Annotated in this window: 18 protein-coding genes; 8 read left to right on the top strand and 10 right to left on the bottom strand. The window is 64.9% G+C overall.

The window, feature by feature from the left end:
• The first annotated feature begins 195 nt into the window (after window positions 1-195).
• The gene (locus P9230_RS14320; RefSeq protein ID WP_067001924.1) at window positions 196-813 is read left to right on the top strand and encodes a hypothetical protein; all 618 of its coding nucleotides are present in this window, start codon (window positions 196-198) and stop codon (window positions 811-813) included.
• A gap of 251 nt (window positions 814-1,064) precedes the next feature.
• Complete coding sequence (locus P9230_RS14315) at window positions 1,065-2,123, top strand: alpha/beta hydrolase (RefSeq protein WP_278119596.1); 1,059 nt, start codon at window positions 1,065-1,067, stop codon at window positions 2,121-2,123.
• Window positions 2,124-2,274: 151 nt separating this feature from the next.
• Here the strand turns inward: P9230_RS14315 and pyk are convergent, their stop codons facing one another.
• Together pyk and P9230_RS14305 are read right to left on the bottom strand one after the other, a co-directional pair.
• Complete coding sequence (gene pyk, locus P9230_RS14310) at window positions 2,275-3,702, bottom strand: pyruvate kinase (RefSeq protein ID WP_067319379.1); 1,428 nt, start codon at window positions 3,700-3,702, stop codon at window positions 2,275-2,277.
• Window positions 3,699-4,217, bottom strand: a complete 519-nt coding sequence (locus tag P9230_RS14305) for a DUF1036 domain-containing protein (protein WP_170950279.1) — start codon at window positions 4,215-4,217, stop codon at window positions 3,699-3,701. Before P9230_RS14305 ends, pyk begins: the two co-directional genes overlap by 4 nt.
• Window positions 4,218-4,431: 214 nt before the next feature.
• Between P9230_RS14305 and P9230_RS14300 the strand changes: the two genes are divergently transcribed.
• The 3 genes from P9230_RS14300 to P9230_RS14290 all read left to right on the top strand — a co-directional run bounded on the left by P9230_RS14300 (window position 4,432) and on the right by P9230_RS14290 (window position 6,975).
• Window positions 4,432-5,229, top strand: coding sequence for an N-formylglutamate amidohydrolase (locus P9230_RS14300; protein WP_095799796.1), 798 nt, complete (start codon window positions 4,432-4,434; stop codon window positions 5,227-5,229).
• Between the two features lie 29 nt (window positions 5,230-5,258).
• Complete coding sequence (locus P9230_RS14295; protein ID WP_095799795.1) at window positions 5,259-5,567, top strand: DUF1244 domain-containing protein; 309 nt, start codon at window positions 5,259-5,261, stop codon at window positions 5,565-5,567.
• A gap of 229 nt (window positions 5,568-5,796) precedes the next feature.
• Window positions 5,797-6,975 (top strand): MFS transporter, encoded by a 1,179-nt coding sequence (locus P9230_RS14290; RefSeq protein WP_278119593.1) that lies wholly within the window; start codon window positions 5,797-5,799, stop codon window positions 6,973-6,975.
• Here P9230_RS14290 and P9230_RS14285 read toward each other — a convergent pair.
• Entirely contained in the window at window positions 6,933-7,847 is a 915-nt protein-coding gene (locus P9230_RS14285) for a LysR family transcriptional regulator (RefSeq protein ID WP_127404126.1), read from the bottom strand. The genes P9230_RS14290 and P9230_RS14285 overlap by 43 nt on opposite strands.
• A 96-nt stretch (window positions 7,848-7,943) precedes the next feature.
• Here P9230_RS14285 and P9230_RS14280 point away from each other — a divergent pair, with 96 nt between their 5' ends.
• Window positions 7,944-8,900 (top strand): SDR family oxidoreductase, encoded by a 957-nt coding sequence (locus tag P9230_RS14280; RefSeq protein WP_278119591.1) that lies wholly within the window; start codon window positions 7,944-7,946, stop codon window positions 8,898-8,900.
• 64 nt (window positions 8,901-8,964) lie between these two features.
• On the opposite strand, the gene P9230_RS14275 is transcribed toward P9230_RS14280, so the two are convergent.
• The 6 genes from P9230_RS14275 to P9230_RS14250 all read right to left on the bottom strand — a co-directional run bounded on the left by P9230_RS14275 (window position 8,965) and on the right by P9230_RS14250 (window position 17,971).
• Window positions 8,965-9,123: a DUF3309 family protein gene (locus tag P9230_RS14275; protein WP_040991775.1), complete on the bottom strand. Its 159-nt coding sequence runs from the start codon at window positions 9,121-9,123 to the stop codon at window positions 8,965-8,967.
• 98 nt (window positions 9,124-9,221) lie between these two features.
• Window positions 9,222-12,398, bottom strand: coding sequence for an efflux RND transporter permease subunit (locus P9230_RS14270; protein ID WP_278119589.1), 3,177 nt, complete (start codon window positions 12,396-12,398; stop codon window positions 9,222-9,224).
• A gap of 74 nt (window positions 12,399-12,472) precedes the next feature.
• Window positions 12,473-13,645 carry an efflux RND transporter periplasmic adaptor subunit gene (locus P9230_RS14265; protein WP_278119587.1) on the bottom strand — a complete coding sequence of 391 codons (1,173 nt, stop codon included), beginning with the start codon at window positions 13,643-13,645 and terminating at the stop codon, window positions 12,473-12,475.
• Between the two features lie 368 nt (window positions 13,646-14,013).
• The gene (locus P9230_RS14260; protein WP_278053457.1) at window positions 14,014-15,435 is read right to left on the bottom strand and encodes a coniferyl aldehyde dehydrogenase; all 1,422 of its coding nucleotides are present in this window, start codon (window positions 15,433-15,435) and stop codon (window positions 14,014-14,016) included.
• 118 nt (window positions 15,436-15,553) lie between these two features.
• Complete coding sequence (locus P9230_RS14255; RefSeq protein ID WP_067319396.1) at window positions 15,554-16,684, bottom strand: patatin-like phospholipase family protein; 1,131 nt, start codon at window positions 16,682-16,684, stop codon at window positions 15,554-15,556.
• A 201-nt stretch (window positions 16,685-16,885) separates the two neighbouring features.
• The gene (locus tag P9230_RS14250) at window positions 16,886-17,971 is read right to left on the bottom strand and encodes a citrate synthase/methylcitrate synthase (RefSeq protein WP_278119584.1); all 1,086 of its coding nucleotides are present in this window, start codon (window positions 17,969-17,971) and stop codon (window positions 16,886-16,888) included.
• A 93-nt stretch (window positions 17,972-18,064) separates the two neighbouring features.
• On the opposite strand from P9230_RS14250, the gene P9230_RS14245 reads away from it, so the two are divergent.
• Complete coding sequence (locus tag P9230_RS14245) at window positions 18,065-19,216, top strand: citrate/2-methylcitrate synthase (RefSeq protein ID WP_067319400.1); 1,152 nt, start codon at window positions 18,065-18,067, stop codon at window positions 19,214-19,216.
• A 3-nt stretch (window positions 19,217-19,219) separates the two neighbouring features.
• On the opposite strand, the gene phaR is transcribed toward P9230_RS14245, so the two are convergent.
• Complete coding sequence (gene phaR / locus P9230_RS14240; RefSeq protein WP_067319402.1) at window positions 19,220-19,813, bottom strand: polyhydroxyalkanoate synthesis repressor PhaR; 594 nt, start codon at window positions 19,811-19,813, stop codon at window positions 19,220-19,222.
• Between the two features lie 300 nt (window positions 19,814-20,113).
• Between phaR and P9230_RS14235 the strand changes: the two genes are divergently transcribed.
• Window positions 20,114-21,301, top strand: a complete 1,188-nt coding sequence (locus tag P9230_RS14235) for an acetyl-CoA C-acetyltransferase (protein WP_067319404.1) — start codon at window positions 20,114-20,116, stop codon at window positions 21,299-21,301.
• The last annotated feature ends 48 nt before the right edge of the window (window positions 21,302-21,349 follow it).

Below are 21,349 nucleotides of genomic sequence, written 5' to 3'. Positions count from 1 at the left end.
CCCCCCAAACGGGGTGGTGGCGCCAAACGCCCCCAAAAAAAAACCCCAAAACCCCCCCCCCCCCCACCCCCCCCCCCCCGGGCCTCCCCGGGGGGGGGCCCCCCCCCCCCCCGCCGCTGATGTCGACTGCCGGTTCGCCGGACCCTCACGCTAAAATCATTTTGACGATCCGCCGTCCGGGACTAGATTCCGGACATGCGGATTCTTTTTGCATTCTTCATTGCCCTCGTCCTTTCCGGAACGACCTTGCCCGCTTCGGCGCAGGATGAGGCCACGCCGCCCGCCGCTTCGCCGCCGCCCGCCATCACGCCTCCGCCGGTCGCCTCGACCAGGCAGGGACGGCTCGACCAGCTCTTTGCCGATCTCAGACGCGAGCGCAACGAGAAGGCCGCCGAACGCATCGCCGGCCGCATCTGGAATGAGTGGAACCAGTCCGGCAGCGCCTCGATCGACCTGATGATGCGATGGGCGCAAAGGGCGGCGGAAGACCAGAAATTCGACGTCGCGCTCGATTTCCTCGATCAGGTGGTGACCTTGCAGCCCGATTATGCCGAAGGCTGGAACCGCCGCGCTACCGTGCATTTCCTGATGAAGAACTATGGAAAGTCGATGTCGGACATCGACCACACGCTGCGGCTCGAACCGCGCCATTTCGGCGCGCTGTCGGGTCTCGCGCAGATCATGGCCGAGACCGGCCACAAGCAGTCGGCGCTGGAAGCCTGGCAGAAGGTGCTCACCATCTATCCGATGATGCGCAGCGCCCAGGGCCAGGTCTCGACGCTGTCGGAAGACCTGGCCGGCGAGGGCATTTGAGGGGCAGCTTTTCGTCATCCTCGGGCTTGAGCCAACGACCCATGCCGTGACTTTTCCGCGCCGCGACGGTGGTGCAGAACTCTGCTCCGCTGTAGCCTTCGCGCAAGGTGACGACGACCTTGACAAGCCCGGCCAAGCCGAACGTTTGCGATACTCCACCGAAGCGGGCAATAATTTGGCCTGGCAGCAGGCCGCCAGCTCGCCAAACTCATCGCGCTCCTAAATTAGATCCACTCGCCCGTACTTTCCGCATGGACCTCATCTGCCTCGCGCTCCTCCGCCTCGTTGCCTTCCTCATCGCCCTTGCCGGCATTACCCGCGCCGGCGTCTGGCTGATCGAGCGCCGCAATCCGCCGATCGGCGCATTCGCCGACATCGATGGTGCCCGCATCCATTATGTCCACGTCCCCGCCGCCGGCGCCGATCTGCCGCCTGTCGTCTTCATCCATGGCGCCAGTGCCAATCTCAAGGACCAGATGCTGCCGCTGAGGCCTTTGCTCGAGGGCCGCGCCGAGCTGCTGTTCCTCGACCGACCGGGCTTCGGCTGGTCGGAGCGCGGCGACAACGAAACGCTGGCGGCGCAGGCCGACACTGTCGCCGCGTTGATGGATCGGCTCGGCATCGCAAGGGCGATCATCATAGGCCATTCCTTCGGCGGCGCGGTCACAACCGCCTTCGCGCGCCAGCATCCGCAAAAGACGCTCGGCCTCGTCTTCCTGGCGCCCGTGAGCCATCCGTGGCCGGGCGGCGCGACCGCCTGGTATTACAAATTGACGGCTGTTCCGGTGGTCGGCTGGCTGTTTTCCGAGACCATTGCTTACGCGGCGGGCATGCTGCGGATCGGCAATGCCACGGCCTGCGTGTTTTCACCGAACAATGTGCCGAAGGGCTATATCGGCAAGGCTTCCATTCCGCTTGTTCTGAGGCCGCCTGCCTTCCGCGCCAACGCCCGCGATGTGGCCCGACTTTACGATTATGTGCGCGTTGCCTCGCCTGGCTACCGTGAGATCAAGGCGCCGACCTTGGTCATCTCCGGCGATCGCGACAAGGTGGTCTATGCCACGGTCCATTCCGTCGGCCTCGAACGCGACATTCCCGGCGCCGAGCTGGTCTGGGTCGCCAATCTCGGCCACAAGCCCGACTGGATCGCCCCCGACCTCGTCGTCGGCGCCATCGAAAGGGCGGCCGGCGCGCCGGTCGACTTGCAGTCGATGGCGAGTGTTGTGGAAAGCCGGATCGCCGGCGACGCGCAAGGCGCTGACAGGTACCCGGAACTGAAGGTGCCGGACGCCGAGCTGGCGCCGGGCTAAGCTCGGGACCGGAAGGTGTCGAGATTCAAATTAGGCCGAGCCGAGCAGAGCGGATTCCCAGAACCGGAGCGGAGCGACTTGACCACATGAGCCCCGGAAGCGCAGGAAAGGCGCGCCTCACAGGCCGGTCCCACCTGAATACGGGCATACCTTAGTGCGTCTCTGAGCCGACATAGGCGATGCGCAGCATGTTGGTGGAGCCGGGCGTCCTCAGCGGCACGCCCGCCGTGATGATGACGCGGTCGCCCGGCTTGCCGAAGCCTTCCTCGAGGGCAATGCGGCAGGCGCGGTCGACCATATCGTCGAGGTCGATAGCATCCTCCGAGACCACGCAATGCGTACCCCACAGAAGCGAGAGCCGGCGCGCCGTGTTGACGATCGGCGACAGCGCCACGATCGGCACTTGCGGCCGTTCGCGCGCGGCGCGCAGACCAGTTGTTCCAGAGGCGGTGTAGGAAATGATCGCCGACAGTTTCAGCGTCTCCGCGATCTCGCGCGCAGCGAGCGAAATGGCGTCGGCCCCGGTCGCTTCCGGTTCCGAGCGCTGGGCGTTGATGATGCCGGCATAAGTCGGGTCGGCTTCGACCTTGGTGGCGATGCGGTTCATCATCGCGACCGCCTCGACCGGGTAGGCGCCGGCGGCGGATTCGGCCGAAAGCATGATCGCGTCCGCGCCTTCGAAGACGGCGATCGACACATCCGAGACCTCCGCGCGGGTCGGCACGGGTGCGGTGATCATCGATTCCAGCATCTGGGTCGCGATCACCACCGGCTTGCCGGCGCGGCGGGCGGCGCGCGTGATCTGCTTCTGGATGCCGGGCACGGCCTCGAGCGGCATCTCGACGCCGAGATCGCCGCGCGCGACCATCAGCGCGTCGGAGAGTTCGATGATCTCGGCCAGGCGCGCCACCGCCTGCGGCTTTTCGATCTTGGCCATGATGAGGGCCCGGCCGCGCGCGATCTTGCGCGCTTCGGCCAGATCCTCCGGCCGCTGCACGAACGACAGCGCCACCCAGTCGACGCTTGCCGCCAGCACCGCGTCGAGATCGGCGCGGTCCTTCTCGGTCAGCGCGCCGACCGGCAGATCGGTGTCGGGCAGGCTGACGCCCTTCTTGTCGGAGATGCCGGTGCCGGCGACCACCGTGCAGGCGATCGACTTGCCGTCGCTCTTGACCGCCTTGAGCTCCAGCTTGCCGTCATCGATCAAAAGACGGTGACCGGCCTCGACCGAGTTCAGGATTTCCGGATGCGGCAGGTAGACGCGCTTCGACGTGCCGGGTTCCGGACTGTCATCCAGCGTGAAGGTCTGGCCGACGGTCAGTGCTTCCTTGCCATTGGCGAATTTGCCGACCCTGAGCTTTGGCCCCTGAAGATCGGCGAGAATGCCGATCGGCCGCCCGACCGCCGCCTCGACGGCCCGGATGCGGCCGACAAGCGTGCGCATCAGCTCGTGGTCGGTATGGCTCATATTGATGCGGAAGACGTCGGCGCCTGCCTCGAAGAGCTTTCGCAGCATCTCCTCGGAGGAGGAAGCCGGACCGATGGTGGCGAGGATCTTGACCTTGCGGTTACGTCTCATTGATTGTTCGTTCCCGGAGCGGGGGCCGCTGGCGCGCCGCCCGTTGCGGGCTCGTCAGTCAGCTGGACCATCCAGCTTGCCTGCTCGCCCGTGTCATATTCCTGAAATCCGGCGCGCTGAAAGCCCCGGGCGACGCAATCATTCACGCCGGCAATCTTGAACTCTTTTTCGGCGACGCACATGTTGATCGGGCCGTCCCAACGCCCGCCGCGCTCGGCGTCTTCTGCATAAAGATAGTAAAACCTTGATGACAGCGGCCCCTCGATCAGCGTCTTGCAGGTCGACCCCTCGATGTGCCACCAGCCCTCTGTGATCCAGCCGGCCTTCGCCCGATAGCCGATGCCGACGCCGACCAGGTTCTGCGTCGCGTTGCAGACGCGGAAGTCGGCGCGCGCCGGCGAGGTCGCGGCGAGCGCGCACAGGCCCGCGCCAAAGATCAGGAGCGGCAGGCTCAGGCGCTTGCGCAGCCTGCCGGCGCAACCCAATCCAAAACCCTTGGCGAACCACATCTGCATCGTCGAAGCACCTTTTCAGCAAACTCCGGGCGCATGTCAACGCGCCGTTTTATTCAATTCCAATCGATTTAGAAGGGTCCGGTGAACGATTTGGCGTCCCATCCGGGATTCTTTGCAGAAACCGTGGCCAAACAACGGCATTGCGCCTCAGTCCTCTTCGTGGAATGACGATACCACCCCGCCCGGACGCCAGCGAACAGACCGTTTTCAGCCGATGACCCGATCCACAGCTTTCGCGCCCTTCGACATCGTCGAGGGCGACCGCAAGAAGGGCATCGTGCTTCTGGCCGATCACGCCCGTCGCGACCTGCCGGAAGAGTATGGCAGCCTCGGCCTGCCGGCTGCCGAGTTCGAGCGCCACATCGCCTATGACATCGGCGTCGAGACGGTGACGCGCGAGTTGGCGGCGGCGCTCAATGCGCCGGCCGTGCTGGCCGGCTTCTCCCGCCTTCTGATCGACCCCAACCGGGGCGAGGACGACCCGACGCTGATCCGCCAGCTCTATGACGGTACCGTCGTGCCGGGAAACTATCCCATGGCCGCCGAGGAGCGGGAGAGACGGCTCGACCGCTTCTACCGCCCCTATCACGACGCGGTCGGGGCGATGATTTCCTCGGTGGCGCAGGCCTCCGGCAAAGCGCCGTTCATCTTCTCGGTGCATTCCTTCACCCCTCGCATGCAAGGCTTCATCCGCCCCTGGCATGTCGGCATCTTGTGGGATCGCGACGACCGCGTTGCGCGGCCGCTGATCGACATGCTGGCCGAAGACAAGGCGCTGATCGTCGGCGACAACGAGCCCTATGACGGCGCGCTGCGCGGCGACACCATGTTCCGCCATGCCATTGTCAACGGCTATGCCCATGCCCTGCTCGAGATCCGTCAGGACCTGATCGCCGACCGCGCTGGCGCTGTTCAATGGGCGGAGCGATTGGCTCCGATCGTTGACGCCGTCGACCGCCGTGCCGATATACACGAGGTGAAGATGTTCGGCTCGCGCACCGGGCCGGCCTAAAAAACGGCCGAGAGGCCGGGGACCACGAAATGACCGAACTCAGCGAAGAACGGAAACGCGATTTCGAGGCCGCCGCCTTCCGCCGGCTGGTCGAGCATCTGCGCGCACGCGGCGACGTCCAGAACATCGACCTGATGAACCTGGCCGGCTTCTGCCGCAACTGCCTGTCGAACTGGTATCGCGAGGCGGCCGAGGCTGACGGCATTGCCCTGACAAAGGACGAATCGCGCGAGATCATCTACGGCATGCCCTATGCCGAATGGCAGGCGCTCAACCAGACCGAAGCCTCCGAGGCCACGAAGGCTGAGTTCGAGGCCAGGCGGCCGAAGGATCATTGAACCGTCCTATTTGGCTCGCCGCTGCTGCTTTGTCATCCCAAGGTCTGCGCGCGTCGCTTCGCTCCTGCTTCGCCCATGGATGTCAAAGGAGGCGTTTCGGCCAAATCTCCAAAGTAGGGCCATTCCTCACAGGTCCGCGCCTCTTGGTCCAACGCTTCTGCCATAGCGCTTCTTGACTACAAATTGAATCGATCTAATTTGCCGCGCAAAGCCATTCGGACTTCAAACCATGAGCGTGCAAACCACAAGGCAAGCCGCGACGCGCGGCCGCTGGGCCGTTGCCGGCATTTTCCTGGCCAATGGCTTTCTCACCGGCAGCTGGGCGCCGCAGATCCCGGTGTTTCTGACCCGGCTGGACATCTCGAAATTCACCCTCGGCCTGCTGATCCTGTTGTTTGGTGTCGGCGCGGTGATGGCGATGACCTGGTGCGGCCATCTCATTTCCAGGCACGGCTCGCGCCCCGTGCTGCGCTGGTTCGGCATCTGCGGCAGTTTCGGCCTGCTGGTCGTGGCACTTGCGCCCAACGTGCCGCTCGCGGCCCTCGCGATGCTCGTCTTCGGCGGCTCGATCGGCGGCATGGACGTCGCCATGAATTCCAACGCGGTGATCGTCGAACGACGGCTCTCCCGCGCCATCATGTCGTCCTCGCATGGCTTCTGGAGCCTCGGCGGCTTCGCCGGCGGCGCGCTTGGTGGCTATTCCATTCAGAACTACGGCTATCTCGCGCATGCGATTGCGGTGACGGCGCTCGCCTTTTTGGTCATCGCCTTTGCTGTTCGCTACCTCATCGCCGACGACAGGCCGCAGGCCGCCGGGCATCAGAAATTTACGCTGCCGCGGCACACAATTGTCTATCTCGGGTTGATGGCGCTGCTCACCATGGTCTCAGAGGGCGCCGTACTTGACTGGGCCGCGCTCTACCTCCAGCAGGAGCTCGGCGCCGACCTTGCGATTGCCGGCCTCGCCTATGCTGCCTTCTCCGGCGTCATGGCGCTTATGCGCTTTCTCGGCGATGGCGTGCGCAACCGCTTCGGCGCGGTGGCGACGCTGCGCGGCTCGGCGCTTGTCGCTGCCGCCGGCATGTTGGTGGCCGGCCTCTCCCCCTCGCCTTATCTTGCCATTGCCGCTTTCGCCTTCTGCGGTTTCGGCATCGCCAATATGGTGCCGATCCTGTTTTCGGCCGGCGGCAACCAGGAAGGCTTGTCTTCCGGCACCGGCATGAGCGTCGTGACCACGATGGGGTATTCAGGAATCCTGGTGGCGCCGTCGGCGATCGGCTTCGTCGCCGAGCATTCGAGCTTCGGCCCGATCTTCGTCGCGCTTTCCGGCCTGCTGGTCATCGTGCTGTTGATGGCAAACCTGGCTCACCGCGCCGAATTCGCCGCCGAGCCTGCGCCGGCGGAGTAGCGCTTCAGCTCTTCATGCAGGAAATCCGCCACGCGGCGGATGCGCATGCTGGTGCGCACGTCACGGTGCATTGCAAGCCACACCGGCAGCACGGGCAAGGGAACCTCCGGCAACAGCTTCTCCAGTCGAGGGTCGCGACTAGCGAGCGGCTCCTGGCCGATGCCGATGCCATTGCCGGCCCGCACCGCTTCCCACAGCACGATCTGGTTGTCGGTCCTGAAGCGGAAGTTGCTGCGGCTGACCGGGATGCCAAACGCGGTGAGGCCGCGAACGATCTCATCGCTGCGGTCGAATCCGACCAAAGGATGGTTGGCGAGATCGCTCGGCTTCTGCGGGCGTCCATGCCGGTCGAGATAGGATTTCGCAGCACATATGCAGAGCGCGATATCGGTGACCTTGCGCGCCATCAGCTCGTTCTGCGCCGGCCTGACCATGCGGATGGCGATGTCGGCGTCGCGCCGCAGCAGGTTCTCGACCTGGTTGGAAGCGACGATCTCGACCTCGATGCCCGGCTCTTCCTCGCCAAGGCGCGCCGTGATCTGCGGCAGCACGCAGGCCGCAACCACCTCCGAGGCAGCGATGCGCACCGTGCCCTCGATCGCCTCGACCGAGCCCAGCGCAAGCAATGAGAACGCATTGGCCTGCTCGCTGACTGCCTTTCCGCGCTCGTAGAGTGCGCTGCCTGCCTCCGTGAGTTCGTAGCCGCGCCGCCCGCGCCGGAACAGCGTGACGCCGAGCGCCTGCTCCAGCTCGGCGATGTGGCGGCCGAGCGTCGGCTGGCTTGATGCGAGCTTGCGCGCGGCGGCCGAAAGGCTGCCGGTCTCGGCCACCGCGACGAAGCTCTTGATCAGATTCCAGTCGAATTCATTCATTCGTTTTTGAATAACAGAGTGCCGACCTTAGTCAATTTCCATTCGGCTTTGAAGACGTCAGATTAAGCGGGCAAGCGCAAACAACGGAGACGAACAATGACCAAGATCGCAATTCTGGGCGCCAATGGCCGGCTCGGACGCGTGGTTGCCAAGGCCTTCATCGACGCCGGTTTCGACGTCCGCGCTGTCACCCGCACCGGCAAGGTGCCGCCCGAGCTCAAGGGCGCTATTGCCGTCGCTGGCGACGCTTTGGACCGCCAGTCGCTGATCCGGGCCACGCAAGGCGTCGACATCATCTTCAATGGCTTGAACCCGATCTATACCGACTGGGGCAAATGCCTGCCGATGGCCGAGAACGTCATGGCAGCCTGTCGGGCGAACGGCGCGCTGCATCTTTTCCCGGGCACTGTCTATAATTACGGCTCGCCGATGCCGCAGGTGATCACCGAGGAAACGAATTTCCATCCTACCACCGACAAGGGCCGCATCCGCGTCGCCATGGAGGAGCTTTTCCGTCGCGAAGCCGATGCGGGCCGCGTGCGCACCATTCTGCTTAGGGCCGGCGACTTCTTTGGCGGCACCGGCAGCGGCGGCTGGTTCGATCTCGTCGTCGCCGCCAAGATGGAAAAGGGGGTCTACACCGCCGCCGGCGCGGCCAAGCTCGTGCACGAATGGGCCTATCTGCCCGACTTCGCGGTGGCCTTTGTCGCACTGGCGCGCAATCTCGATAAGCTCGGCTTTTACGAGGCCATCAATTTCCCCGGCCACGCCGTCACCGATCTCGACATCAAGGCCGCCGCCGAAAAGGCGCTCGGCCGCAAGCTGAAACTCACGTTCATGCCCTGGTGGGTGCTGCGCGCCGGCAGCCCGTTCGTAACCATGTGGCGCGAGATCGTCTCGATGTCCTACCTGCGCTTCGAGCCGCACCGGCTGGCGTCAGCGCGCCTGGAAAAGGTCATCGGCGAAATCCCGCACACCCCGCTCGACCGAGCAGTGGCGGAAGCCATGCAAGACATCGGCATAGCCGTCGCGCCCATGCGTCAGGCCGCCTGAGCAAAGAACAACCTCAAGATGAAAACGGCCGGACTTCAAGGCCCGACCGCAAATCGTCGTCGGTTCAGATCCTGCCCATCAAAAGCAGGATCAGCAACACTACCAGAATGACTCCCACAATCCCCGAAGGCCCATAGCCCCAAGACCGCGAGTGCGGCCATGCCGGCACGGCGCCGATCAGGATCAGGATCAGGATTATTACGAGAATTGTACCGATCGTCATTGAAAACCCTCGCCGTCTGGTTGAACTTCGAGGGAACAATGCAAAAAGCCGCCCGGTAGTTCCCGAGCGGCTTTATGTACCTGAGTTGCGAAGTCGCTCTACTCGGCGGCTTTCGGGAAGGCGACCGCCGGCTCGGCATTGGCTTCCGCTACCGGCTCGCCTGTCGAGAGCTCGCCCTTGCCGCGGCGGAACAGGCGGCTGAGCCAGCCACGCCGGGCGCCGGGCTTCACCTTGGCTCGGGTGAACACCATCAGCATCGAGGGCGTCACCACCAGCGTCAGCAAGGTGGCGAAGGACAGGCCGAAGACGATCGCCGACGACAGCGAAATCCACCACTGCGTCGATGGCGCGTTGATCGTCGTCTCGTGATGGAAGATTTCGAGACCGAGGCCGAAGGCGATCGGCAGCACGCCGAGGATGGCCGACACCGCGGTCAGGACCACCGGCCGCGCGCGCTCGCGGCAGGTCTGCAGCACGGCATCCATCTTGTCCCAGCCTTCCTCGCGCAGCCGGTCATAGGTGTCGATGAGCACGATGTTGTTGTTCACCACCACGCCGGCAAGCGCAATGACGCCGATGCCCGACATCACGATGCCGAAGGCCTCGCCTGTCAGAAGCAGCCCGAGGAACACGCCGATCGTCGCCATCACAACGCAGGACAGAACAAGCCACACGCTGGTGAACTTGTTGAACTGCGCGAGCAGCACCAGGAAGATCAGGAAGATCGCCGCGCCGAAGGCTTTGCTAAGGAAGGCGCTGGCTTCCGCGCTGTCCTCGTTGGAGCCAGCGAGCTTCCAGCGTATGCCGCTGCCGAGATCCATGTCGGCCACGGCCTTGGTGACTTCCGCCTGCACCGCTGCCACTTGCGCGCCGGCGCTGACATTGGCTTGCACCACCACGGTGCGCGCGCCGTCGATGCGGTTGAGGACGCCGACTGTCGGCTCGGGCTTCCTGACCACGAAGTTCGAGATCGGCACCGAGCCCTGCGAGGTCTGCACCCTGAGCTCGTCGAGCGTCGAGAGCGTGCGCCGGTCTTCCGGCAGACGCAGGCGAATGTCGACGGCGTCGTCGGCGCCGGCCGGCCGGTATTCCGACAGCTTGAGGCCGTTCGTTACCAGCTGCACCACCGTGCCCACCGAGGTCGGGCTGATGCCGTATTGCGCCGCCTTGGCGCGATCGACCTCAAGCGCCCAGTCGACGCCGGGCGGCGGCAGGCCGTCGGAAACATCGATCACGTTGGGGACCTTGGCGATGCGGGCTGCGACGGCGCGCGCCTTGTCGTCGAGCCCGGCCGGGTCGGCGGCCGAAAGCCTGATCTGGATCGGCTTGCCGGTCGGCGGGCCGGCCTCCGGCACGCGCACTTCGACATCGACCCCGGGAATGCCGGCCATGACGCCACGCAAATCATCGAGGATTTGGTTGGCGGATTTGCGCTCGCGCCAGTCGACGAATTCGTACTGGATCACCCCGACCACGTCTTCCGGGATGTCCTGGCCGCCGCCTTGCGTCTTGCCGACGCGCGTGTAGACCGATTTCACGCCCGGCCAGCCGAGCAGCCGGCTTTCCGCCGTCTTGGTTGCGGCGTCCATTTCGGCCAGCGAAAGGTTGCCGCGGGCATGCACATAGAGCAGGCCGTAATCCGGCTCGACGCTGGGGAAGAACTCGACGCCGGCGCCGTATTTCGAATAGGCGAAACCGACGCCGACCAGCAGGCCTACGGTGAGCAGGATGACGGTCATCGGGAAACGCACCGCCTGCTTGACCAGCGCCATATACCAGCCGTCGCGATCGCTGTCCTCGTGATGCGCCGGCGCCTTGGCGAAGATGGCGCCGAGCGTCGGCGCGAAGACCAGCGCATAGAGCATCGAGGCCGACAGCGTCACGATCAGCGTGATCGGCATGTACTTCATGAAGTCGCCGATGATGCCGGGCCAGAAGAGCAGCGGCGAGAACGCGGCGATGCGCGTCATTGTCGCTGCGATGACCGGGCCGGCCATGCGCTTGGCGGCTAGCGCGAAGGCATCGGCCTTCGGCATGCCCTCGCTCATGCGCCGCTCCGCGAATTCGGTGACGATGATGGCATCGTCGACCAGCATGCCGACCGCCAGGATGAGGCTGAACAGCACGATCATGTTGATCGTGTAGCCCATCATTGCAAGCAGCAGGATGCCGATCAGGAAGGACGACGGAATGGCGAGGCCGATGAGCAGCGAGGCGCGTCCCGACAGCGCGTAGAGGATCACGATGAACACCAGGATGACCGCGATCATCACATGGTTCTGCAAGTCGCCCAAAAGCTGGTTGACGAAGACCGACTTGTCCTGCGTGTAGGTGACGTGCATGCCTTCCGGCATCGTCTTGATGAAGGTGTCCGACACCTCCCGGACATGGTTCAGCGTGTCGATCAGGTTGGCGCCGATGCGCTTCTTCACCTCGATGGCGATCGCCGGCTTGCCGTCGAGGCGGGTCACCGTCTCGGCGTCCTTGAAGGTGGAGCGGATGGTGGCGACGTCCTTGGCCTGCACCACGGCATTGGGCGTGGCGACGACCGGCAGTTTGGCGACGTCCTCGGGCGTCTCGATGAGCGACGGCACCTTGACCGCGTATTTGCCCTCGGAGCCTTCGAGATTGCCGGCCGCGACCAGGCTGTTGGAGGCGCCGACGCCCTGGATCACCTGATCGAGCTGGAGTCCGTAGGAGGAGAGCTTCACCGGATCGATGACGACTTCGACCAGATCGTCGCGCGCGCCCTGCAGCGAGCCTTCGAGCACGCCTGGCACCTCCTCGATGCGGTCGCGCAATTCGCGCGCCGCCGACGTCAGCACGCGCTCCGGCACGTCGCCGGAAAGCGTGACGACGAGAACCGGGAATTCCGAGACGTTAACTTCAGTGACGGTCGGCTCCTCCGCCGCCTGCGGCAGGTCGGCCTTGGCGTCCTGCACCTTGCTGCGCGTGTCCTGCAGCGCGGTGGCCAGATTGGTCTGCGGCTGGAACTCGACCAGCACGTAGCCGCCGCCCTGGAAGGCGGCCGAGCGCATCTCCTTGAGCCCCTTCAGGCTCTTGAGCTTGCTTTCCATCGGCCTGAGCAGCAGCCGTTCGGAGTCCTCCGGCGATATGCCCTGGTAGATCAGGCTGACATACATCATCGGAATCGGAACGTCCGGCTCCGCTTCCTTCGGCGTCGACTGATAGGCGACCCAGCCCGCGACGAGCAGGAACATCAGCGCCGATATTGTGAGGCGGGCGTTGTGAATGGCGAGTCTGACGATGTCCATGACTTATGCCTGCTGTTTCCCTGGAAGCCGCGACATTGGCCAGCGGCGCCGGCCGAGCCGGCGCGGCGACCGCGCTATTGCGTGCCGGCGGAGGCTTCACTGATCAGCTTGTTGATGGTTGCCTGGTCGGCCTCGACCGGCTTCACCAGATCGCCTTCCTTCACCAGTTCCTGGCCGGCGACGATGATGCGCGCGTCCTGCGGTATGCCGCCGAGCACCAGTCCCTTCGGCGTGTCGTCGACGAGGTCGATCGGGAAGAACGCCACCTTGTCGTCCTTGCCGACGGCGCGGATGCCGAGGTCGCCCTTGTCGCCCAGCGTCACCACCGAGCGCGGCAGCATGACCGCATCGGTCGGCTGGGCGCTGAGCGTGATCTCGGCCGTCATGCCGGCGGGGATGGAGCCGTCGGCATTTGGGATCGCCACCTCGACACGGAAGGTGCGGGTCTGCGAGGAGGCGTCACGGCTGATGTAGCGCACCGTGCCGGTGACTTTCTGGTCGTTGACAAGGCGCACATTGGCCTGGTCGCCGATCTTGATGTAGCGCAGGTCGCGCTCGCTGATCTCGCCGCGCGCGATCACCGGGTCGAGCTTGAGGATGGTGGCCACCTCGCCGCCCTGCATCACCGAGCTGCCGAGCTCGACGGGCACGCGGTCGATGACGCCGTCGAAAGGCGCCTTCACTTCATTGCGGTCGAGTTCGGCCTGCGCCGTCTCCAGCATGGACTGCGCCGCCGTCAGGTTCGACCGAGCAGTGTCGAGCTGCAGCTTGGGCAGGTTGCCGGTCTTGGCCAGCCGCTCGGCTGCGTCGAGCTCGGCCTTGCGCTGCGCCAGCAACTGCCTGGCATTGTCGACATTCGAGAGCTTCTCCTCGGCGGCGAGCATCAGCACGAGGTCGCCGGTCTTGACGTGATCGCCCTGCTTGACCGGGAGCTTATCGATGACACCGGCGACGCGGACAGCAAGCACAGCGCGCTTGTCAGCTTCGGTCAGGCCCGAGATCCGTATCGCCCGCGCGAAGGTTTTGCGCGGCGGCGTCACCACCGCGACGGTGCGCAATGCTGCCTTCGGCTCGGCCTCCGCCGTCTTCGGCTTTTCGGCGCCGGACTGCGCGGCTTTGCCTGCTTCTCCGTCCTTCTGGTGATCGGCGGCGCTGCCCACGGACGAGAACTCGCCCGTTGCCATCCAGGCAGCGGATCCGATGAGCACAGCAATGGCTGCAAGCTTGTGAAACCTGATTTTCGGCATCGTCATTTTTTCCGTTGCAGGCTTGGGCGGGGTCGACGGTTTCGATCCCCGGGCGCGCGGCCGATATGGGGGCGCGCAGAGCCATCTTCAATTTGCCGTGATCGGCGAAGCGCGCTTCTACCGCAAAGCCGTTGCGCAAAACAGTCAGAAACTTTGATGGATTATTGCGCCGCCGAGCTTGGGGCGCTGGTTTTTTCCGCGTTTTACATGCTGGACTGCTTGGCTTTTCTCAATCGGGGCCGGTTTTTCAGCCGATCGGACACTCAATGGCAGCAGGCGTCAGTATGATGAAGAATTTTTTTGCGAAATGACATGTCGCATTGGCATGGGGCAATCAGAGGACGCGCCCAATCCGAAAATAAATCCGATCAGGTGATCAGGTTAAGCAAGCGGAACAGCCGCTCGAATGTGCGGCCATAAGGCGGCCTGAGCAGGGCCCCGGCACTCAGCCTGGATTGGACGAAGATCGGCTTTTCCTTGCTGAAGGTGCGGAAACCCCATTCGCCGTGATAGGCGCCCATGCCGCTCTCGCCGGCGCCGCCGAATGGCTGCCGTTCCTGCACCAGATGCATCATGCTGTCGTTGATCGTCACGCCGCCGGCAACGGTTTCTCGCATGATCCTTTGGCGATTGGCGCTGTTCTTGCCGAACCAATAGAGGGCCAGCGGACGCTCGCCGCGGTTCACGTGATCGATCGCCTCATCTACCGCGCCGTATTCAACGATCGGCAGCACCGGCCCGAAGATTTCCTCGCGCATCAGCCGCAAACTCTCGCCGGCGTTCCTGACCAGGACCGGCGCCATCTTGCGGTCGCTCACGCCAAGCCTTTCATTTGCCGGGTTGACCTCGGTGACATCGGCGCCGCTTTCGCGCGCCTCGGCGACCATGTCGCTCAGGCGCCGCTGGTGCCGTTCGCTGACGATCGCCGTGTAGTCGGGATTGTCGCCCAGGCGCGGATAGAGCTGCGCCATCGCGCCGGCAAGTTTTGCGGCGATCGCCGCGCCTTGCCCTTGCGGGACCATCAGATAGTCGGGTGCGATGCAGGTCTGGCCCGCATTCAAGAGCTTGCCGTAGGCGACGCTCGCGACCGCAGCGTCGAGATCGCACGACGCATCGAAGATCGCCGGCGACTTGCCGCCAAGTTCGAGCGTCACCGGCGTCAGATTGGCGGCCGCGGCTAACGCCACCTGCCGGCCGACCGCGGTGGAGCCGGTGAACAGGAGATGATCGAAAGGCATGGACACGAATGTCTTGCCGACTTCGGCATCGCCGACCACAACGCTCATCTCGTCGGAAGAAAAATGCTCTTCGACCAACCGGGCGAGCAGGTCCGAAAAGTTCGGCGTCAGCTCGGACGGCTTGAGCAGCACCCGGTTGCCGGCGGCTAGAGCGGCAGTTGCCGGCGCGATGGCAAGCTGGAACGGATAGTTCCAGGGCGAGACGATGCCGACGACCCCGAGCGGCTGCGGCAGAAGGCGGTTGCGCCCCGGCAGGAACGGCAGGCTGGTGGCGACGCGGCGCTCGCGCATCCAGCCGCGCAGATGCCGGATGGCGTGCTTGATGCCGGCGCGAACGACGAACAGTTCCGCAAGCCGCGTTTCCTGCGCCGCCCGTCCAGTGAAATCGCTGTCGATCGCCGTGCAGATCTCGGCTTCATGCTTTTCGGTCAGCGCCAGCAGCCGCTTCAGCCGATCCTTGCGCACTGCGAGGCCAGGAAAGGGGTCCTTCTCGAAGGCCCTGCACTGCGCCTCAAACTTGACCCCGAGAGAGTTCTGTCTGGTCTGCAGCATCGCTACCTCCCGTTTACGTCGAGGTAAACTACTCGCGCGACGGAGGTGAATCCAGCATATCGCCGGTTCCGCAAGGGAAACCTCAGCGCCTGCTGAAACGTGCGACAGGGTTGGGCAACTAGGCTCGCCGGCGCGCTGACTCTGGCTTGATGCGCGCGGCGAGGAATTCCTTGACCCGCCGGCCCGGGGCCGGGCCGCGCATCGGCTTGAAGCCGTCGTCGAGCTCGCCCGAGAGGTCGAGCGTCGCTCGGCTGCCGACCGCGTCGTAGTTCTCCTCCAGCCAGTCGCTGGCCGCACTGCGGCCAAGGTCGCGCAGATAGGCGAGGAAGGCCCATTCGGCGTTGACCTTGGACGAGGCCGACAGATCCTTGAAAGCCTCGTCGGCATCGATGCGGTGCATGCGGATGTCGCGGTATTCGCCATGCGGCAGCCGTCCCGCCGCGATCAGTTCCTTGACGAAGGCGATCGAGCGGAATTCGCGCAGCAGCCCGGCATTGAAGGTGATCTCGTCGATGCGGTTCTGGATCTCGTTGGCGCTCTTCGGCGTGCCTTCGCGCACCACCGGGTTGATCTGCACGAGCAGCACGTCCTCGGCCGCCGCAGTCTTGAAGAACGGATAGAGCGCCGGATTGCCGCCATAGCCGCCATCCCAATAGGGCACGCCCTTGATCTCGACGGCGCGGAACAATTGCGGCAGGCAGGCCGACGCCATCACCGTGTCGATGTCGATCTCGCCATCCGAGAAGACGCGCAGCTGCCCGGTCTCGACATTGGTCGCCGAAATGAAGAGCTCCATCGACTTGCAGGCGTGCACGTTGCCGAAGTCGATCTCCTTCTCGACCACATCGCGCAGCGGGTTGAGGCCGAGCGGATTGGCGACGTAAGGCGAGAAGACCCGCGACATGGTGTCGAAGAAGAAATAGCCGGGCGTGTTCTCGATCGACCAGTTCCCCCAGACCACGTCCCACGGCATGCGTTGCACCGGGCTGAACCGCCCCTTCGAGGCCACAGCACGCCAGAAATCATCGAGCTTTGTGCGCGCGCCCTCGACGCCGCCGCGCACGAAGCCGTCGGCCAGCGCCACCGCATTCATCGCGCCGGCGCTGGTGCCGGACACGGCAGCGATCTCAAGCCGCCCGTCTTCGAGCAGACGATCGAGCACGCCCCAGGAGAAGGCGCCGTGCGAACCGCCGCCCTGAAGCGCGATGTTGATCTTCTTCTTGTCCCCCGCCTTGCCGTTCTTCGCCATGGCGTTCCTTGTCTCGATGTGCCGGCCTGCCCCTGCGTCATTGGAGCGGGACCGCTGCCGTCAGCCTATGTTGCAGCGCAGCATATAAGGACGGACCAAGGCAAGAACACGAGCACACAAGCGTGATCGGGTGAAATTTCGCTCATGAAAAAACTGTCCGCTGCCGGACGCGGAGTATTGCATTGGGGTTTGCTCGCGGCGTCAGGCGACGAGATCGGGCACCGGCCCGACATAGCGCGACTGCGGCCGGATCAGGCGTCCGGTCGCCTGCTGCTCGCGCGCATGCGCAATCCAGCCGGCGACGCGGCCGGCGGCAAAGACGTTGGAGAACGCCTCCTTCGGGAAGCCCGCGGCTTCGAGCAGGAGCGCGGTATAGAATTCGACATTGGTCTGGATCGAGCGTTGCGGCTTGGCGACCCTGAGCACGTCGAGTGCCGCCTGTTCCACCGTCTCGGCGAAGGCCAGCCGGCGGCCGGACTCATTTCGTGTGCCCAGCCGCCGCACGACGGCTTTCAGCACGTCGGCACGCGGGTCGCGTACGCGGTAGATGCGATGGCCGAAGCCCATGATGCGCTCGCCGCGAGCTATCTCGTTTCGCAGCCAGGCGGCCGCGTCGCCGCTCGCCTCGATCGCGTCGAGCATCTCGATCACCGGCCCCGGCGCGCCGCCATGCAGCGGGCCTTTGAGCGCGCCGAGCCCGGCCAGGATCGCCGAGGTCAAGCCCGCCTGCGTCGACGCCACCACCCGCGTTGCGAAGGTCGAGGCATTGAGCCCATGGTCGCAGACCGTCACCAGATACGTATCGAGCGCCTTGGCAAGCGCCGGCGAGGCCGTACCGGAGAGCATTCGCAGCATGTCGGTCGCATGATCGGCGCGTGCGTCCGGAGGAACAGGCTTCTCGCCGCGTCCGAGCCGCAGCAGGGCCGGCGTTAGCGCCGCCGGCGCCGCGATCAGCCGGAGCGCGTCGGCGAGCGAGTCGCCGTCGGGCAGCAGGGCGATGCCGGCGCGCATGCCGCTGTAGACATCGAGCGCTGGAAGTTCAGCGAGCATCGGCTGCAGCCGTTCGAAAACCTCGACACGCGCATTGCCGATCGCCTTCTCCAGCTCGCTGTCGCCGGGAAGCTCGTCAAAGAACCCGTCGAACAACAGGCGGACCACCTGGCCGTAGCGCCAGTGCCCGGCGAGTTCCGTCAACGAATGGCCTCGGATGGTGAGATGGCCGCCCGCGCCGTCGACATCGGAAAGAACCGTCTCCGCCGCCACAACATCATCGAGCCCATTTGCCATGACTGTCTCCTTGACCCTTTGTGCACTGCAGTTAATGCTCTACAATCAACGCATCAATCTTGATCAACTGAATCAATATGAGGCGGTGCGAACTTGTCCGAATGGCTGACGCGGGAGGAAGCGCTGGCGCGGCTCAAGGTCCGGCCGCAGACCCTTTACGCCTATGTCAGCCGCGGCCGCATCGGCATGCGGCCCGACGGGGCCGATCCGCGCCGCAGCCAGTATCGAGCCGACGACATAGCCGCGCTCGCCACCCGTCGGGCGCGCGGGCGCAGCCCCCAGGCGATCGCCGAAAGCGCCATCGCCTGGGGCGAGCCAGCGATCACCACTGCCATCTCGACCGTGCTGCACGGCCGCCTCGTTTATCGCGGCAAGGATGCCGTTGCGCTTGCCGCGACAGCGACGCTGGAGGAGGCAGCAAGCCTGCTTTGGGCATCCGGCGCCGCGATATCCTTCGCATCGCTGACGCCTTCGATCGTTCGCGAGAGCGGCACCCCGACGGCCTTTGCAAGATTGTCGGCGCTTGCCGCGGCTGGCCGGCCTTCGCTCGGCCGCAGGCCGGGCATGCTGCAGCAGGATGGCGCCAGCGCCACCAGCGTGCTCGCGACGTCACTCGGTGCAAGCCCGGGGGCGGAGCCGGTGCATGAAAGGTTGGCGCGCGGCTGGTCGGTCGACGCTGCCGGTGCCGATCTCATCCGCAAGGCGCTGGTGCTTTTGGCCGATCACGAGCTCAACGCCTCGACCTTCGCCGCACGCGTCGCCGCTTCGACCGGCGCGCCGATCGTGGCCTGCCTGCTTGCCGGGCTCGCTGCCCTTACCGGCCCGCGTCATGGCGGCGCCGGCGCCGCGGCCATCGCGCTGGTCGAGGATGCCGAGCGGCTCGGGCCGGACGAGACGATCGCGCGCTGGCTGGCCCACGACCGGCCGCTGCCCGGCTTCGGCCATCAGCTCTATCCCGAAGGCGATCCGCGCGCCGAGGCTCTGCTGCCCGACCTCGACATCGCTGACGATCTGCTTCATCTGCGCGACGCCGTCCTTGCCGCGACCGGCATGCGCCCGAATGTCGACTTCGCGCTGGCCGCGCTGACGCGCAGCCTCAATCTCCCCGCCGACGCGCCCTTTCGCCTGTTCGCGCTCGGTCGCAGCATCGGCTGGACGGCGCATGCCATCGAGCAGGTGACGAGCAACAGGCCGATCAGGCCGCGAGCCCGCTATGACGGCCCTGCAGGAACACCTGACGGCTAGCCATCACGACATGGTGTCGAGCTTGCGCTGCATGGCGGCGATCTGCGCCTTCAATTCCTGCAGGTCGTCGGATTTCTCGTCCTTCTTCGGCGGCTCGGCGGGCGCAGCGGAATTGGGGCCGCCGGACGGGAACGGCGTGAACATGCGCATCGCGTTCTGGAACATCTCGACGTTGCGCCGCGTCTGTTCCTCCAGCGCCTTCATCGGCGTCTTCATCATGTCGATCGGCGTCTTGCCGAAGGCGCCCTTCAGCTGCTCGCGGAAACGCTCCTGCTCCTTGGAGAAGGCGATCATCGACTGTTCGAGGAAGCTCGGCACGATCATCTGCATCTGGTCGCCGTAGAAGGAGATCAGCTGGCGCAGAAACGGGATCGGCAGCATGTTCTGCCCGTCCTTGTTCTCCAGCTCGAAGATGATCTGGGTCAGCACCGGATGCGTGATGTCGTCGCCGGTCTTGGCGTCCTGCACGGTGAATTCTTCGCCCTTCTTGACCATCTCGGCCAGATCTTCGAGCGTCACATAGGTGCTGGTGCCGGTGTTGTAGAGCCGGCGGTTGGCGTACTTCTTGATGACGATCGGGTCGTCTTTTGCGGCCATCCGTATCCTCCCCAGGATACCGGCGCGTTCACAGTAAGCGGCCGGTAACGATTGCGCCATTTGTCGAGGATATGCGCAAAAGCGTCACAATTCCAAGCGGTTTGTGCAGTGCGGCATCAATTAATGCCGAAAGGGCGGGCCAAATTGTGCTGCAGCGCGATGGCCACGCCGTCACGATAAGCGCTCGACTTGCTTGCCGCGCATGGCGGCCATGCCGATTTCCGGTTTGACTCAGGTGCTTGAACGGGCAAGAAAGTCTCCAAGGATAGCCTAACGACACCTCGAAGCCTGGAGAAGAAAATGTCCGCTTCCAATTCAATCGTCGTCGCCAGCGCAGCCCGCACAGCAGTCGGCTCCTTCAACGGCAGTTTCGCCGCCACGCCCGCGCACGAGCTCGGCGCGGTCGTCATCAAGGAATTGCTCGCGCGTGCCAAGGTCGACCCGGCGGAGGTGGACGAAGTCATCCTCGGTCAGGTGCTGACCGCCGCTCAGGGCCAGAACCCGGCCCGCCAGGCTTCCATCAATGCCGGTCTGCCCAAGGAGACGACTGCTTGGGGCCTCAACCAGGTTTGCGGCTCGGGCTTGAGGGCCATTGCGCTCGGCATGCAGCAGATCGCCACCGGCGACGCCAAGGTGATCGTCGCCGGCGGCCAGGAATCGATGTCGCTGTCGCCGCACGCCCAGCACCTGCGCGCCGGCGTCAAGATGGGCGACTACAAGATGATCGATACCATGATCAAGGACGGCCTATGGGATGCCTTCAACGGCTACCATATGGGCAACACCGCCGAGAACGTCGCTCGTCAGTTCCAGATCACCCGCGAAGTCCAGGACGAGTTCGCGCTGGCCTCGCAAAACAAGGCCGAGGCGGCGCAGAAGGCCGGTAAGTTCAAGGACGAGATCGTCGCCGTCACCATCAAGGGCAAGAAGGGCGACACCATCGTCGACCAGGACGAATACATCCGCCACGGCGCTACGCTGGATGCCATGACCAAGCTGAAGCCGGCCTTCGACAAGGACGGCACCGTCACCGCCGCCAATGCTTCGGGCATCAATGACGGAGCCGCCGGCGCGCTGCTGATGAGCGAGGCCGAGGCTGCCAGGCGCGGCATCACCCCACTGGTCCGCATCGCCTCCTGGGCGACCGCCGGCGTCGACCCGGCGATCATGGGCACCGGCCCGATCCCGGCCTCGAAGCGGGCGCTGGAGAAGGCCGGCTGGTCGGCCAAGGACCTCGATCTCGTCGAGGCCAACGAGGCCTTCGCCGCGCAGGCCTGCGCCGTCAACAAGGGCATGGGCTGGGATCCCTCGATCGTCAACGTCAATGGCGGCGCCATCGCCATCGGCCATCCGATCGGCGCCTCGGGCGCCCGCGTGTTCAACACGCTGGTCTACGAGATGCGCCGCCGCGGCGCAAAGAAGGGTCTCGCGACGCTTTGCATCGGCGGCGGCATGGGCGTTGCGATGTGTGTGGAAGCCTTGAACTGAGCGAATGGCGAACTGAGCGAATAGCGAATGGGGAGTAGCGAATAGGGG

It is taken from the genome of Mesorhizobium sp. WSM4887 (genome assembly GCF_029625865.1).
In the GTDB taxonomy this organism is placed as follows: Bacteria; Pseudomonadota; Alphaproteobacteria; order Rhizobiales; family Rhizobiaceae; genus Mesorhizobium.
This window is presented reverse-complemented; position numbering and strand designations above follow the sequence as displayed.